This window comes from Thauera butanivorans, from assembly GCF_048398245.1.
In the GTDB taxonomy this organism is placed as follows: Bacteria; Pseudomonadota; Gammaproteobacteria; order Burkholderiales; family Rhodocyclaceae; genus Thauera; species Thauera butanivorans.
Genome location: NZ_CP183038.1, coordinates 3,315,807 through 3,330,595, shown reverse-complemented (window position 1 = coordinate 3,330,595; position 14,789 = coordinate 3,315,807). Strand labels below are relative to the sequence as shown.

16 protein-coding genes are annotated in these 14,789 nt (G+C 66.9%); 10 read left to right on the top strand and 6 right to left on the bottom strand.

What is annotated here, in order from left to right; translation table 11 throughout:
• Position 1: 1 nt before the first annotated feature.
• From dmpE to ACNQFN_RS16090, 10 genes are all read left to right on the top strand, one after another.
• The gene (gene dmpE / locus ACNQFN_RS16135) at positions 2–784 is read left to right on the top strand and encodes a 2-oxopent-4-enoate hydratase (protein WP_418646997.1); all 783 of its coding nucleotides are present in this window, start codon (positions 2–4) and stop codon (positions 782–784) included.
• Positions 785–812: 28 nt separating this feature from the next.
• Positions 813–1,601: a 2-oxo-3-hexenedioate decarboxylase gene (gene dmpH / locus ACNQFN_RS16130; protein ID WP_418646996.1), complete on the top strand. Its 789-nt coding sequence runs from the start codon at positions 813–815 to the stop codon at positions 1,599–1,601.
• A gap of 110 nt (positions 1,602–1,711) precedes the next feature.
• Complete coding sequence (locus ACNQFN_RS16125; protein ID WP_418646995.1) at positions 1,712–2,884, top strand: ABC transporter substrate-binding protein; 1,173 nt, start codon at positions 1,712–1,714, stop codon at positions 2,882–2,884.
• A gap of 76 nt (positions 2,885–2,960) precedes the next feature.
• Positions 2,961–3,827, top strand: coding sequence for a branched-chain amino acid ABC transporter permease (locus ACNQFN_RS16120; protein WP_418646994.1), 867 nt, complete (start codon positions 2,961–2,963; stop codon positions 3,825–3,827).
• Positions 3,828–3,831: 4 nt separating this feature from the next.
• Positions 3,832–4,797: a branched-chain amino acid ABC transporter permease gene (locus ACNQFN_RS16115; RefSeq protein WP_418646993.1), complete on the top strand. Its 966-nt coding sequence runs from the start codon at positions 3,832–3,834 to the stop codon at positions 4,795–4,797.
• Positions 4,794–5,570 (top strand): ABC transporter ATP-binding protein, encoded by a 777-nt coding sequence (locus ACNQFN_RS16110; protein WP_418646992.1) that lies wholly within the window; start codon positions 4,794–4,796, stop codon positions 5,568–5,570. Before ACNQFN_RS16115 ends, ACNQFN_RS16110 begins: the two co-directional genes overlap by 4 nt.
• Positions 5,563–6,276, top strand: coding sequence for an ABC transporter ATP-binding protein (locus ACNQFN_RS16105; RefSeq protein WP_418646991.1), 714 nt, complete (start codon positions 5,563–5,565; stop codon positions 6,274–6,276). The genes ACNQFN_RS16110 and ACNQFN_RS16105 overlap by 8 nt, the downstream gene beginning before the upstream one ends.
• Positions 6,277–6,307: 31 nt before the next feature.
• Positions 6,308–6,880 (top strand): hemerythrin domain-containing protein, encoded by a 573-nt coding sequence (locus ACNQFN_RS16100; protein ID WP_068639136.1) that lies wholly within the window; start codon positions 6,308–6,310, stop codon positions 6,878–6,880.
• 41 nt (positions 6,881–6,921) lie between these two features.
• On the top strand, positions 6,922–7,371 hold the full coding sequence (locus ACNQFN_RS16095; protein ID WP_418646990.1) for a bacteriohemerythrin: 450 nt from the start codon (positions 6,922–6,924) through the stop codon (positions 7,369–7,371).
• 125 nt (positions 7,372–7,496) lie between these two features.
• Entirely contained in the window at positions 7,497–8,603 is a 1,107-nt protein-coding gene (locus ACNQFN_RS16090; RefSeq protein WP_418646989.1) for an NAD(P)H-dependent flavin oxidoreductase, read from the top strand.
• A 106-nt stretch (positions 8,604–8,709) separates the two neighbouring features.
• On the opposite strand, the gene pyk is transcribed toward ACNQFN_RS16090, so the two are convergent.
• From pyk to gcl, 6 genes are all read right to left on the bottom strand, one after another.
• Positions 8,710–10,128, bottom strand: coding sequence for a pyruvate kinase (gene pyk, locus ACNQFN_RS16085; protein WP_418646988.1), 1,419 nt, complete (start codon positions 10,126–10,128; stop codon positions 8,710–8,712).
• Positions 10,125–10,541, bottom strand: coding sequence for a GlcG/HbpS family heme-binding protein (locus ACNQFN_RS16080; protein WP_418646987.1), 417 nt, complete (start codon positions 10,539–10,541; stop codon positions 10,125–10,127). Before ACNQFN_RS16080 ends, pyk begins: the two co-directional genes overlap by 4 nt.
• Before the next feature lie 2 nt (positions 10,542–10,543).
• On the bottom strand, positions 10,544–10,966 hold the full coding sequence (locus ACNQFN_RS16075; RefSeq protein WP_068639140.1) for a DUF3830 family protein: 423 nt from the start codon (positions 10,964–10,966) through the stop codon (positions 10,544–10,546).
• A 143-nt stretch (positions 10,967–11,109) separates the two neighbouring features.
• Entirely contained in the window at positions 11,110–11,994 is an 885-nt protein-coding gene (locus ACNQFN_RS16070) for a 2-hydroxy-3-oxopropionate reductase (protein ID WP_418646986.1), read from the bottom strand.
• A gap of 43 nt (positions 11,995–12,037) precedes the next feature.
• Positions 12,038–12,817 carry a hydroxypyruvate isomerase gene (hyi, locus tag ACNQFN_RS16065; protein WP_418646985.1) on the bottom strand — a complete coding sequence of 260 codons (780 nt, stop codon included), beginning with the start codon at positions 12,815–12,817 and terminating at the stop codon, positions 12,038–12,040.
• A gap of 109 nt (positions 12,818–12,926) precedes the next feature.
• On the bottom strand, positions 12,927–14,702 hold the full coding sequence (gcl, locus tag ACNQFN_RS16060) for a glyoxylate carboligase (protein WP_418646984.1): 1,776 nt from the start codon (positions 14,700–14,702) through the stop codon (positions 12,927–12,929).
• Between the last annotated feature and the right edge of the window lie 87 nt (positions 14,703–14,789).

Below are 14,789 nucleotides of genomic sequence, written 5' to 3'. Positions count from 1 at the left end.
CATGGACCAGAACACCATCGAGTCGCTGGGCGATTCACTGTACGAGGCGCTCGTCTCGCGCACGCCGATCGCGCCGCCGAGCGCGGCGCATCCGGACATGACGATCGAGGACGCCTACCACGTCCAGCAGCGCATGCTCGCGCGCCGGCTGGAAAAGGGCGCGCGCGTCGTCGGCAAGAAGATCGGCGTCACCAGCAAGGCGGTGATGAACATGCTGGGTGTGCATCAGCCGGACTTCGGCTACCTGCTCGACAGCATGGTTTACAACGAAGGCGAGTCCATCGCCATGGATTCGCTGATCCAGCCCAAGGCCGAAGGCGAGATCGCCTTCGTGCTCAAGCACGACTTGCAGGGGCCGGGCGTCACCGCCGCCGACGTGCTGGCCGCCACCGAAGGCGTGATGGCCTGCTTCGAGATCGTCGATTCGCGCATCCGGGACTGGCAGATCCGCATCCAGGACACGGTTGCCGACAACGCCTCGTGCGGCGTGTTCGTGCTCGGCGACCGCCTGGTCGATGCCGCCGGCATCGACCTCGCGCTGGCCGGCATGGTGCTGGAGAAGAACGGCGAGATCGTCGTCACCGGCGCCGGCGCCGCGAGCATGGCGCATCCGGTCAATGCCATGGTGTGGCTGGCCAACACGCTCGGCGGGCTGGGCATCGCGCTCAAGGCCGGGGACATCGTGCTGTCGGGCGCGATGGGCGCGATGGTTCCGGTCGCCAGGGGCGACAGCCTGCGCATGAGCATCGGCGGCATCGGCGGCTGCTCGGTGCGTTTCGTCTGATCCGTACAAACCAAACAGGAGTCCATACATGACGCTCAGTCAACAAAGCATCGAGCAGCTTGCCGAACATCTCGAGAACGCCGAACTGCAGGCCCACGAGGTGGTGAAGATCACCGAGGCCCATCCGGACATGGACTGGGACGACGCCTACGCGATCCAGGCCGCGATCCTGAGCCGCAAGCTGGCGCGCGGCAAGCGCGTGGTCGGCCTCAAGGCCGGGCTGACCTCGCGCGGCAAGATGAAGCAGATGGGCGTCGAGACGCCGGTCTTCGGCTGGCTGGTCGATTATTTCAGCGTGCCCGACGGCGGCGAGATCGAGACCGCCAGGCTGATCCACCCCAAGGTCGAGCCGGAAATCGTGTTCGTCACCAAGCGCGCGCTGAAGGGGCCGGGCTGCCACATCGGCGCCGTGCTGGCGGCGACCGATTTCGTCATGCCGGGCATCGAGATCATCGACTCCCGCTACAAGGACTTCAAGTTCGACCTCAAGAGCGTGATCGCCGACAACTGCTCGTCGAGCCGCTTCGTGCTCGGCGGCCAGGCTGCACCGGTTGCCGGGCTGGATCTGCGCACCTTGGGCGTGGTTCTCGAGAAGAACGGCGAACCTGTCGCGATCGGTGCCGGCGCCGCGGTGCTGGGGCATCCGGCGGCGGCGATCGCGGCCCTGGCCAACCATCTGGGCGCGCGCGGCGAGGAAATCCCTGCCGGCACGATGATCCTGTCCGGCGGCGTGACCGAGGCCGTGTCGGTCGCCGCGGGGGACGACGTCAGCCTGCGCATCCAGTCGCTCGGCAGCGTCAGCACCCGCTTCGTGTGAGCTGCTGGCGGCGGGGGCGCTGCCGTGGCACCGCGCCCCCCGCCGCCAGGTCCATCAACGCAACACGCTACGACACCGCGGATTCAAGCACATTCAAAGAAGGAGACATCATGGGAAAGACAGTCAAGATCGCCGGCCGCACCGCGCTGAGCCTCGCAATCGCCGCCGCCTGCATCGGCGCTGCGCACGCTGCGGACAAGATCAAGGTCGGCCTGATGCTGCCCTACACCGGCACCTATGCCGCGCTGGGCAACGCCATCACCAACGGTTTCAAGCAGTACGTGGCAGAAAACGGCGGCAAGCTCGGCGGCCGCGAAGTGGAATACGCAGTGGTGGATGACGAGTCCAACCCGGCGAAAGCGACCGAAAACGCGCGGAAGCTGGTCTCGCGCGAGAAAGTGGACGTGCTGGTCGGCACCGTGCATTCGGGGGTCGCGCTGGCGATGGCCAAGGTGGCGCGCGATACCAGGACGCTGATGATCGTGCCGAATGCGGGTGCCAACGATCTGACCGGCCCGCTGTGTTCGCCCTGGGTGTTCCGTTCGTCGTTCTCGGCCTGGCAGCCGTCCTATGCGATGGGCGAGGCGTTGGCGAGGAAGGGGTTCAAGAACATCGTGACGGTGACCTGGAAGTATTCCTTCGGCGAGGAGTCGGTCGCCGGCTTCAAGGAAGCCTTCGAGCAGGGTGGCGGCAAGATCGCCAAGGAGATGACGCTGCCCTTCCCGAACGTCGAGTTCCAGCCTTTCCTGACCGAGATCGCCTCGCTCAAGCCCGATGCGGTGTTCGTGTTCTTCGCCGGCGCCGGCGCGGCCAAGTTCGTCAGCGACTACTCTGCGGCGGGCCTCAAGAACAGCATCCCGCTGTACGGCCCCGGCTTCCTGACCGACGGCAACCTCGACGCGATGGGTGCCGCCGGCGAAGGCCTGCTGACCACGCTGCACTATGCCGACGGCCTGAGCAACGCCAGGGACGCGGCGTTCCGCACGGAGTACGCCGCGCGCTACAAGGCGCAGCCCGACGTCTATGCGGTGCAGGGCTACGATGCGGCGCAGATGTACGAGGCTGGCCTGCGTGCTGCGGGCGGCGATCCGGGCAGGAAGGAAGAAGTCATCAAGGGCATGGAGTCCGCCACGATCGACAGCCCGCGCGGCGCCTTCACGCTGTCCCGGGCGCACAACCCGGTGCAGGACATTTACATGCGTGAAGTCAAGGGCGGCGAGAACGTCGTGGTCGAGATCGTCTCGAAGGGCCTCGAAGACCCGGCCCGCGGCTGCAAGCTCTGAGCATCCTGCTTTCCACCCTTCATTCCTAAGCCTTTGTCGTCCCGGCGGGCGTGTGCCTGCCGGGCGGGGGACAGTCATGGATTTCGCAAGCTTCCTGATCCAGACGCTGAACTCGCTGCAGTACGGTTTGCTCCTCTTCCTGGTGGCAAGCGGTCTGACGCTGGTGTTCGGCATCATGGGAATCATCAACCTGGCGCACGGCAGTTTCTACATGGTCGGCGCCTATCTGGCCTTCGTGCTGAGCAGCGCCACCGGCAGCCTGGTGATGGCGATCGTGCTCGGCATTCCGCTGGCCCTGGTGTTCGGTGCCATTCTGGAGTGGGCGCTGTTCTCGCATCTGTACAAGCGCGACCACCTCGAGCAGGTACTGCTGACCTACGGCCTCATTCTGATCTTCGAGCAACTGCGCAGCCTGCTGGTGGGCGACGACGTGCACGGCGTCGCCATCCCGGCCTTTCTCGACGCCTCGATCCAGCTCACCGAGGTGATGAGCTACCCGGTGTATCGGCTGGCGATCTCGGCGGTGTGCGTCGCGCTGGCAGTGGCCCTCTATCACGTCATCCAGCGCACCCGCCTGGGCATGATGATCCGCGCCGGCAACGACGACCGCAGCATGGTCGAATCGCTCGGCATCAACATCGACATGATCTATCGCGTGGTGTTCGCACTCGGCGTGGCGCTGGCCGCACTGGCCGGCATGCTGGCGGCGCCGATCTCGTCGGTGTTTCCGAACATGGGCAGCCAGGTGCTGATCATCTCCTTCGTGATCGTCGTCATCGGCGGCATCGGCTCGGTGTGGGGGGCGCTGGTGGCGGCCCTGATCGTCGGCTTCGCCGACACCTTCGGCAAGGTGCTGATCCCCGAGCTGTCGGGCATCGTGGTGTACGTGGTGATGGCCGTGGTCCTGCTGTGGCGCCCCGAAGGCATCCTGAAGAAAGGCTGAAACCATGAACGCACATGCTTCCCTGCTTCCCAAGCTGATCGCCGTCGCGACCGTCGCCTGCGTGCCGCTGTCGGGCGAATCCTTCTACATCGAGATCGTCGGCAAGGTGCTGGTGATGGCGATCTTCGCCATGAGCCTGGATCTGCTGGTGGGCTTCACCGGCCTGGTCAGCTTCGGCCACGCGGCCTACTTCGGCATCGCGGCCTACGCGGTGGCGCTGCTGAGCCCGCAGTACGACGCCGCCAGCCTGTGGGTCGTGATGCCGGCCGCGGTCGCGCTGTCGGCGCTGGCGGCCTTCGTGATCGGCCTCTTCGTGCTGCGCACCAAGGGCATCTACTTCATCATGGTGACGCTGGCCTTCGCCCAGATGGCCTACTTCATCTTCCACGACACGCCGTTGGGCGGCGGCTCGGACGGCATGTACCTCAACAACAAGCCGTCGGCCGCGATCTTCGGCTGGGAGCCCTTCGAGCTGACGAACGAGGTGCACCTGTTCTATTTCATCCTGGCGATGATGGTGCTGGTGTACCTCTTCCTGGCGCGGCTGCTGCAGTCGCCTTTCGGCCGCGTGCTGGTGGGCATCAAGAGCAACGAGCACCGCATGCAGTCGCTCGGCTACTTCACTTTCCGCTACAAGCTCGGCGCCTTCACGCTGGCGGGTGCGCTCGGCGGGCTGGCGGGCTTCCTGTACACGGTGCTGTTCGGTTTCGTCACCCCGGAGCTGCTGTCCTGGCACGAGTCGGGCAACGTGCTGCTGATGGTCATCCTGGGTGGCATGGGCAATCTGGCCGGTGCGGTGGCCGGCGCCTTCGCCTTCGAGGCGATGCGCGAGATATTCGCCGACATCACCAAGTACTGGCAGCTTCTGATGGGCGGCGTGATCGTTGCCGTGGTGCTGTTCCTGCCGGGCGGCCTGGCGGGGGTTCCGGGCCGCATCAAGCGTGCCCTGCAAGGGGGAGAGGCCAAATGAGTGAAAGGACGAAGCAGGAAGTGCTGCTGCAGGCCGACAGGCTGACCCGCCGTTTCGGCGGCCTGGTGGCCAACCAGGACATCAGCGTGACGCTGGAGCGCGGCATGATCCATGTGCTGCTGGGGCCGAACGGCGCCGGCAAGTCGACCTGCATCAACATGTTGTCGGGCGATCTGCCGCCCAGCGAGGGCAGGATCCACTTCATGGGCCAGGACATCACCCGGCTCAGCGCCGCGCAGCGCTCGCAGGTCGGCATCGGCCGCAGCTACCAGCGCACCAACATCTTCCCGCAGTTCTCCGTGCTCGAGAACGTGCGCCTGGCCGCGCAGTCGCGCCGCCAGCAGCCGTGGCGCATCTTCAGCAAGGCGATGGAGGCGGAGTGGGCGCTGGAGAAGGCGCGCGCCTGCATCGAGGAAGCCGGCCTGGGCAGGCGCGTGGATTGGGTGTCGGGCGTGCTGAGCCACGGCGAACAGCGCCAGCTCGAGATCGCCATGGTGCTCGCCACCGACGCGCAGGTGCTGCTGCTCGACGAGCCGCTGGCCGGCATGGGCTCGGAAGAGTCGGCGAGCATGGTCGAGGTGCTCAAGCGCCTGCGCCGCACGCGCGGCATCCTGCTCGTCGAGCACGACATGGATGCGGTGTTCGCGGTCGCGGACATGATCACGGTGATGGTCAACGGCCAGTTGCTGGAGTGCGGCCCCCCCGCGCAGATCAAGGCCAGCGTGGCCGTCCAGCAGGCCTATCTGGGTACGGAGGACAGTTTCCATGTCTAACATGCTGCTCGAAGCCAAGGAAATCCACACCTACTACGGCGCCAGCCACATCCTGCACGGCATCGACTTCAACATCCGCGAGGGCGAAGGCATTGCCCTGATGGGCCGCAACGGCATGGGCAAGTCGACGCTGATCAAGAGCATGCTCGGCCTGGTGCGCCCGCGCCACGGCCGCGTGCTGGTGCGCGGCGACGACCGCAGCAGGGCGCGCACCTGGCAGATCGCCCAGCAAGGCATTGCCTACGTGCCCGAGGGGCGCGGCATCTTCAAGAGCCTGAGCGTGCGCGAAAACCTGCTGATGTCGGCCCGTGCCGGTGTCGACGGCCGCCGCGAATGGACTTTCGACCGCGTCATGGAGACTTTCCCGCGCCTGGGCGAGCGCATCGGCAACGGCGGCTGGCAGCTGTCGGGCGGCGAGCAGCAGATGCTCACCATCGGCCGCGCGCTGATGACCAACCCCGATCTGCTGATCCTCGACGAGGCCACCGAAGGCCTGGCGCCGCTGATCGCGATGGAGATCTGGCGCATCGTCAAGGAAATCCGCAAGACCGGCATCGCCACCGTGATCGTGGACAAGAACCACGGCGCCGTCACCAGCATCTGCGACCGCGCGATGATCCTGGTGAAAGGACAGGTGGTGTTCGACGGCAGCAGCGACGAGATCCGCGCGCAGCCGGAACTGATCCAGACGCATCTCGGTGTCTGAGCCCCGAGTTGCATTCGCAAGGAACCCGACCATGAGCTACGAATCACTCGACATCATCCACGATGAGCACCGCGCGCTGGCGGCGATGCTGAGCGGCCTGGGCACGCTCGTCGCCGGCATCGAGGCCGGGCGGCTGCAGCCCGATTTCAACCTGATGGCGTCCATGATCGACTACATCGAAAAAGTGCCCGAGAAGGTCCATCATCCGAAGGAAGATGCCTTTCTGTTTGCCAAGCTGCGCCTGCGCAGCAAAGAGGCGCTGCCGATCATCGAGCATCTGGAAGAAGAGCATCGCCAGGGCGATGAGCGAATCGCCGCCCTGCGTACTGCACTCGAAACCTATCGCCAAAACGGCATTGCCGGCCTGGCGGGCTTCCAGGCGGCACTCAAGACGTATACGGCGCACGAGTGGCAACACATGAACATGGAAGAGCGCATGATCTTTCCGCTCGCCAAAGCCCATTTGAGCGCCGAGGACTGGGCCGAGATCGATGCCGCCTTTCTGGCCAACGACAACCCGTGGCAGGGGGCGGCGGGCGAGTATGCGGCGCTGTTCTCCCGAATCGTGAACATCGCCCCCGCGCCGGTCGGGCTGGGAGGCTGAGAACCGGGTCATGCGTGTTCGGAATTTTTTGGAGATGGACCATGCTTGAAGAGCAGGCAGGCTTTGGCTGGGAGGATCGGTATCTGCTCGGCCATGCGGCGATGGATGCCACGCACCGTGAATTCGTCGAGTTGGTCGATGCATTGCTTCAGGCGCCCGATGCGACGCTGGGGCAGGCTCTGGCGGCATTTGCCGATCATGCCACGGCCCACTTCGGAGAGGAGGATGGCTGGATGAAGGACAGCGTTTTTCCTGCCGCTGACTGTCATATCGACGAGCATGCCAAAGTGCTGGAGTCGGTGCGTGAAGTTCAGCAGGCGCTCGCCGGCGGGAACACTGAAATCGTTCGCGAGCTGGCTCATGCCCTCATGGATTGGTTTCCCGGTCATGCCGATTACATGGATTCGGCCCTGGCAGCCTGGATGGTGAAGCGCTCGCATGGCGGTTCGCCCTTGGTGTTCCGTCGAGGCTCTCGTCAGCCGGGTGCTTGAGGCAGGGCGGTCGGTCACGCGCAGCTCGGCAGGATGCGTCTGAAGCCGTATTCATCAATTACCGCGGGCGTGCCACACTCGCATCGGCGAGACCTGTCCGATCCATTTGCTCCGGAACCCGACCCATGAATCCCCTCCTGCAGCGCCTCGGCATCGACCTGCCCATCATCCAGGGCCCGATGGCGGGCGCCGACACGCCTCGATTGGCCACCGCAGTCTCGCAGGCGGGCGGGCTCGGCATGCTGGGCTGCGGCATGCGTTCGCCCGAGGCGATGGCCGAAGCCGCCGCCGCGGTGCGCGCGGCCACCGGCAAGCCCTTCGGCATGAACCTGTTCGTGCAGGCCATGCCTTCGCCCGATCCTGCCGTCGTGCAGGCGGCGATGGCGCGGCTCGCGCCGCTGTATGCCGAGTTCGGCCTGGCGCCCGAGGCGCCGGCGCGCTGGTGCGAGGACTTCGGCGCGCAGTTCGAGGCGCTGATCGCCGCCCGGCCGGCGGTGGCGAGCTTCACTTTCGGCATCCTCGATGCGGCGCAGGTGCGGCGCCTGAAGGACGAGGCCGGCAGCTTCGTGATCGGCACCGCGACCACGCCGGCCGAGGCGCTGGCATGGCAGGCGGTGGGCGCAGATGCGGTCTGCGCTTCCGGCATGGAGGCGGGCGGCCATCGAGGCACTTTCCTGCCGCGGAGCGGGATGGCGGAAGGGGGCGGGCAGCCATCGGCGGAGGATTTCGCCGCCGGCATGATCGGCACCATGGCACTGGTGCCGCAGTGCGTGGATGCGCTGTCCATTCCGGTGATCGCCGCCGGCGGCATCATGGACGGGCGCGGCATCGCCGCGGCGCAGGCATTGGGCGCGCAGGCGGCGCAGCTGGGCACGGCCTTCCTCGCCTGCGCCGAGTCGGGCATCGTCCCGGCGCAGCGTGCCGCGATGGCCGCTGCCGGCGCCATGGATACGCGCGTGACGCGGATCTATTCCGGCCGCCCGGCGCGCGGCATCGTCAACGCGATGATGGAGCGGCTCGCCGGCGACGAAGCCAGCGTGCCGCCATATCCCGTCCAAAACGCCCTCACCGGTCCCTTGCGCCGGGCGGCTGCGGCGCAGGGGCGGGCGGACCATCTTTCGCTGTGGGCCGGCCAGGGCGTAGCCGCGGCGCGGGCGCTGCCGGCGGCGGAATTGATGGCGCAACTCGCACGCGAATGGCGCACGGCCTGCGGCGCCTTGTCCATGAGCTGAATAGGACGTTTTCGTAGGGAGCGGCTTCAGCCGGGGGTGCCGCGCTCCCGCAAAAAAAAGCACTCTGCCGGTGCGGGCAGAGTGCCGAGGGCTGGAAAGCGCTTCGTCAGCGCGGGATGCGCGCCACGTGCAGCAGGTTGGTGGTGCCGCTGCGGCCGAAGGGTATGCCGCCGATGATGACGACGTCGTCGCCCGGGCTGGCGAAGCCGTGGCTGACGGCAGCGTTCGCAGCGTGCTCGACCATCTCGGTGACGTCGTTCACTTGCTCGAACGGCACCGCATGTACGCCCCAGGCCAGCGCCAGCCGGCGCGCGGTCGTCTGCTGCGGCGTCAGCGCGAGGATGGGCGCCACCGGGCGTTCGCGGCTGGCACGCAGGGCGCTGAAGCCGGACGTGGTGTAGGCCACGGTGACGGCGGCGCCGAGCAGGCCGGTGACGCGGCGCAGCGCGCAGCAGATCGCATCCGGCGTGTTGGCTTCGGCCGCGGTGTGGCTGGCTTCCAGGCCGGCGCGCCAGGCGGGGTCGCGTTCCACTTCACAGATGATGCGGTGCATGATGCCGACCGCCTCGACCGGGTACTGGCCGGAGGCCGATTCGGCCGACAGCATCACCGCGTCGGCGCCGTCGTAGATCGCGGTGGCGACGTCCGAGGCTTCGGCGCGCGTCGGCACCGGCGACGTGATCATCGATTCGAGCATCTGCGTGGCGACCACCACCGGCTTGCCGGCGGCGCGCGAGGCGCGCACGATGCGCCGCTGCAGCACCGGCACCTGCTGCGGCGGCAGTTCGACGCCGAGGTCGCCGCGCGCCACCATGATGCCGTCGGCCAGCGCGACGATGGGTTCGAGCTGGTCGATGGCGGCGGGCTTTTCCAGCTTGGCCATGATCCAGGCGCGGTCGCCGATGATCTCGCGCGCTTCGCGCAGGTCTTCGGCGCGCTGCACGAAGGACAGCGCCACCCAGTCGACGCCCAGCGACAGGCCGAAGGCGAGGTCGGCGCGGTCCTTGGCGGTCAGCGGCGAGATCGGCAGCACCACGCCGGGCACGTTGACGCCCTTGCGGTCCGACAGCACGCCGCCGACCAGCACCGTGGTCTCGGCGAAATCGGCACCGAAGGCATCGACGCGCAGGCGCAGTTTGCCGTCGTCGAGCAGTAGCTCGGTGCCGGCTTCGAGCGCGGCGAAAATTTCCGGATGGGGCAGGTTGGCACGATTGGCGTCACCGGCGGCGGGATCGAGGTCGAGGCGGAAGGGCGCCCCGGCGGCGAGCGTCACCTTGCCTTCGGCAAAGCGGCCGACGCGCAGCTTGGGGCCCTGCAGGTCCATCAGCACGCCGATCGGGCGGCCGATTTCCTGTTCGATCTCGCGGATCGTCCGCAGCCGTTCGGCGTGGTCCTCATGGCTGCCGTGGCTGAAGTTGAGGCGGAAGACGTCGGCGCCGGCCTCGGCCAGCGCGCGAATCTGCTCCCGGCTGGAGCTGGCGGGGCCGAGGGTGGCGAGGATGCGGGCGCTGCGTTCGCGTTTCATGCCGGATTCTCCTGTGTGATGAGCGCAGCGACGCCCGCGCGGGCGACCTGCGCATCCTCGCCGGCCTTGACGCCGGAAACGCCCACGGCGCCGATGATGTTGCCGTCGATGACGATCGGCTCGCCGCCTTCGAGCGGCACCACCGGCATCGCCAGCGCGGCGAAGCGGCCGTTGTTGACCATGTCTTCGTAAACCTTGCTCGGCTTGCCGCTCAGCACGCAGGTGCGCGCCTTCTCGGGGGCGACGGCGGCGCTCATCAGCGGCGCGCCGTCCATGCGCTGCAGCCACAGGGCATGGCCGCCGGCATCGCAGATCGCGATGCTGACCGCCCAGCCCTTGTCACGTGCCTCGGTTTCCGCTGCGGCGGCGATGCGCCTGGCGTCTTCCAGGCTCAGCATGTATGTGGGCTTCATGATCAGCGCTCTCCGATGTCGGTGAAACGGATCCACTGCGCGCCCTTCCACAGCACGGTGCGGCCCATTTCGTAAAGTTGATCGCCGCCTTCGACGACGGTCAGGAAGTGGTTGCCGGCGAGTTGTCCCATCTTGCTGGCGAAGCAGCTGCTGCCATAGGTGAACAGGATCTCCGTCTCGGAGAAGCCGCCCGGATACAGCAGGATGTCGCCGCGCGAGGGATGGCTGGTGTGGTTCTCGAAGCCGACGCCGGTGTCGAATTCACCCAGCGGCACCCACACGGCTTCGCCGCTCCAGCGCGAGTGGATGACCTGGTTCGAGAACGGCAGCAGTTCGAGGAAGGCGGCGCAGGTCTTGGGCGCAGCGGCTTCTTCCATGCGGGCGACGAAGCGGAATGATCCGACTTCGATGGCGAGATGGCGCATCGTGATGATCTCCTTCGATGGGTGGGCGACGGACGGTCGAGGGGAGGGAGAAGGTCCGTCGCCCGGGTGCCGGTCGATGCCGGCACTTCATTGTTGTCGGGGGGGAAGCGGGCCGGCCGGCAAGCCGGCCGTCATTGTCCGCATCATTGTCCAATTTCGAAATTGGCCATCTTCTCCAGCGCGCGAACCATTGCCGAGTGGTCCCAGGCCTTGCCGCCGTGCGCGGCGCAGGCGTTGAACAGCTCCTGCGCCGTGGCGGTGTTGGGCAGCGACACGCCGAGCTGGCGGGCGGTGGTCAGCGCCAGGTTCAGGTCCTTCTGGTGCAGTTCGATGCGGAAACCGGGATCGAAAGTGCGCTTGACCATGCGCTCGCCATGCACTTCGAGGATGCGCGAGTTGGCGAAGCCGCCCATCAGCGCCTGGCGCACCTTGGCGGGGTCGGCGCCGGCCTTGGCGGCCAGCAGCAGGGCTTCGCCGACGGCTTCGATGTTCAGCGCGACGATGATCTGGTTGGCGACCTTGGTGATCTGGCCGTCGCCGTTGCCGCCGACCAGGGTGATGTTCTTGCCCATCAGCTCGAAGATCGGCTTCACGTTGTTGAAGGCCGTTTCGCTGCCGCCGACCATGATGGTCAGGCTGGCGGCCTTGGCGCCGACCTCGCCGCCCGACACCGGCGCGTCGAGGTATTCGCAGCCGAGCGCGTTGATGCGCTTGGCGAACTCCTTGGTCGCGACCGGCGAGATCGAGCTCATGTCGACCACGATCTTGCCTGCGGACAGGCCGGCGGCGACGCCTTCGGGATTGAACAGCGCGTCTTCGACGTGCGGCGTGTCGGGCACCATCGTGATGATGATGTCGGCATTGCGTGCGACTTCGGCGCCGCTGGCGCACTGCTTCGCGCCCGCATCGACCAAGGCCTTGGGCATCTCGCCGTGGGTGAAGGTGTACACGGTGTAGCCGCCGTTGATGAGGTGGCCCGCCATGGGGGCGCCCATGATGCCGAGTCCGATGAAGCCGATGTTTGCCATGATGAGGTCTCCTTGAATTCGTCGTGGTGGTGAGATGTCGGGGTCAGCCTGCGAGTGCCTGCACCCAGCCCAGGCCCTCGCGGGTGCCGGCCGCCGGCTTGTATTCGCAGCCGATCCAGCCGCCGTAGCCGAGGCCGTCGATGAAGCGGAACAGCCAGGCGTAGTTGATCTCGCCGGTGCCCGGCTCGTTGCGGCCGGGGTTGTCGGCGATCTGCATGTGGGCGATGCGCGGCAGGTGCTTGGCGATGGTGTTGGCCAGTTCGCCCTCCATGCGCTGCATGTGGTAGATGTCGTGCTGCAGGAAGAGGTTGTCCGAGCCCACTTCGTCGATCAGCGCGATCGCCTGCGCGGTGCCATTCACGTGGAAGCCGGGGATGTCGAACGTGTTGATCGGCTCGACCAGCAGGCGGATGCCGGCTTCGCCGAGCTTGCCGGCGGCGAAGCGCAGGTTGGCGACCAGGGTCTCGTGCACCTTGCCGGCATCGGCACCGGCCGGCGTGATGCCGGCCAGGCAGTTGATCTGCCTGCAGCCGAGCGTGGTGGCGTACTCGATCGCACGGCCGACGCCGTCCTGGAACTCGCCGACGCGGTCCGGATGGCAGGCGATGCCGCGCTCGCCGCCTTCCCAGTTCCCGGCCGGCAGGTTGTGCAGCACCTGCGTGAGGCCGTGCTTCTGCAACTGCTCGGCCAGCGCTTCCTTGTCGAAAGCGTAGGGGAAGAGGTATTCCACGCCCTTGAAGCCGGCCTGGGCGGCGGCCTCGAAGCGCTCGAGGAACGGGACCTCGTTGAACAGCATGGTCAGGTTGGCGGCGAATCTTGGCATCGTCGTGTTCTCCTATTGTCGGTCGTGGGGCTTGCTTTACCCCTTCCGTCTGCGCGTGCGCCCTCCGAAGGGGGCGCATGGCCGTCCGGGGACGGCCTGGCGGGCTTGCTCAGTCGAGCATCGAAATGGCGGTCGGGGCGTCCTCGCCGCGCTCGGCCAGTTCCTCGAACTCGTTGATGGCGTTGATCTCGGTGCCCATCGAGATGTTGGTCACCCGCTCGAGGATGATCTCGACCACCACCGGCACGCGGAACTCCTTGATCCATTGCTGCGCCTGGGCGAAGGCGGGGCCGACGTCCTCCGGCTTGCGCACGCGGATCGCCTTGCAGCCCAGGCCCTCGACCACGGCGACGTGATCGACGCCATAGCCTTCGGTCTCCGGCGCGTTGATGTTCTCGAAGGCGAGCTGCACGCAGTAGTCCATGTCGAAGCCGCGCTGCGACTGGCGGATCAGGCCGAGGTAGGCATTGTTGACCAGCACGTGGATGTAGGGGAGGTTGAACTGCGCGCCCACCGCCAGTTCCTCGATCATGAACTGGAAGTCGTAGTCGCCCGAGATCGCCACCACCTTGCGCTGCGGATCGGCGGCGCAGACGCCCAGCGCGGCAGGGATGGTCCAGCCCAGCGGGCCGGCCTGGCCGCAGTTGATCCAGTGGCGCGGCTTGTACACATGCAGGAACTGCGCGGCGGCGATCTGCGACAGGCCGATCGTGCTGACGTAGCAGGTGTCCTTGCCGAAGGCCAGGTTCATTTCCTCGTACACGCGCTGCGGCTTCATCGGCACGTTGTCGAAGTGCGTCTTGCGCTGCAGCGTGCGCTTGCGTTCCTGGCAGTCGGCGACCCAGGCGCTGCGGTCGCGCAGCGTGCCGGCGGCCTTCATCTCGCGCGCCACTTCCAGCAGGCGGTCGAGCGCCGCGCCGGCGTCGGAGACGATGCCGTAGTCGGGGCCGAAGACGCGGCCGATCTGGGTCGGCTCGATGTCGATATGCACGAACTTGCGGCCTTCGGTATAGACCTCGACCGAGCCGGTGTGGCGGTTGGCCCAGCGGTTGCCGATGCCGATGACGAAATCGGAGGCCAGCATGGTGGCGTTGCCGTAGCGGTGCGCGGTCTGCAGGCCGACCATGCCCGCCATCAGCGGATGGTCGTCGGGCACGCTGCCCCAGCCCATCAGCGTCGGGATCACCGGCACGCCGGTGAGTTCGGCGAACTCCTGCAGGCGGGCGGCGGCATCGGCGTTATGCACGCCACCGCCGGCGACGATCAGCGGGCGCTCGGCGGCGTTGAGCATTTCCATCGCCTTCTCGGCCTGGGCGCGGGTGGCGGCGGGCTTGTACGCCGGCAGCGGCTCGTAGGTGTCGATGTCGAACTCGATCTCGGCCATCTGCACGTCGAAGGGCAGGTCGATCAGCACCGGGCCGGGACGGCCGGAGCGCATGATGTGGAAAGCCTGCTGGAACACGCGCGGCACCAGCGCCGGCTCGCGCACCGTCACCGCCCACTTGGTCACCGGCTTGGCGATCGACTCGATGTCCACCGCCTGGAAGTCTTCCTTGTACAGCCGGGCGCGCGGCGCCTGGCCGGTGATGCACAGGATGGGGATCGAATCGGCCGAGGCCGAGTACAGGCCGGTGATCATGTCGGTGCCTGCGGGGCCCGAGGTGCCGATGCAGACGCCGATGTTGCCGGCGTTGGCACGGGTGTAGCCTTCGGCCATGTGCGAGGCGCCTTCGACGTGGCGGCCGAGGACGTGGTTGAAACCACCGTTCTTCTTCATTGCCGAGTACAGCGGGTTGATCGCGGCGCCGGGGACGCCGAACACGGTACTCACGCCTTCCTTGCGCATCACCGCGGCTGCGGCATCGACTGCTCTCATGCGGGCCATTTCTGTCTCCTTTGGGGGATGGTGGATGATTCCGATGGGTGCAGGATAAGGATCCTGCAAGGAATACTGAATGGGCGTATAAATCGT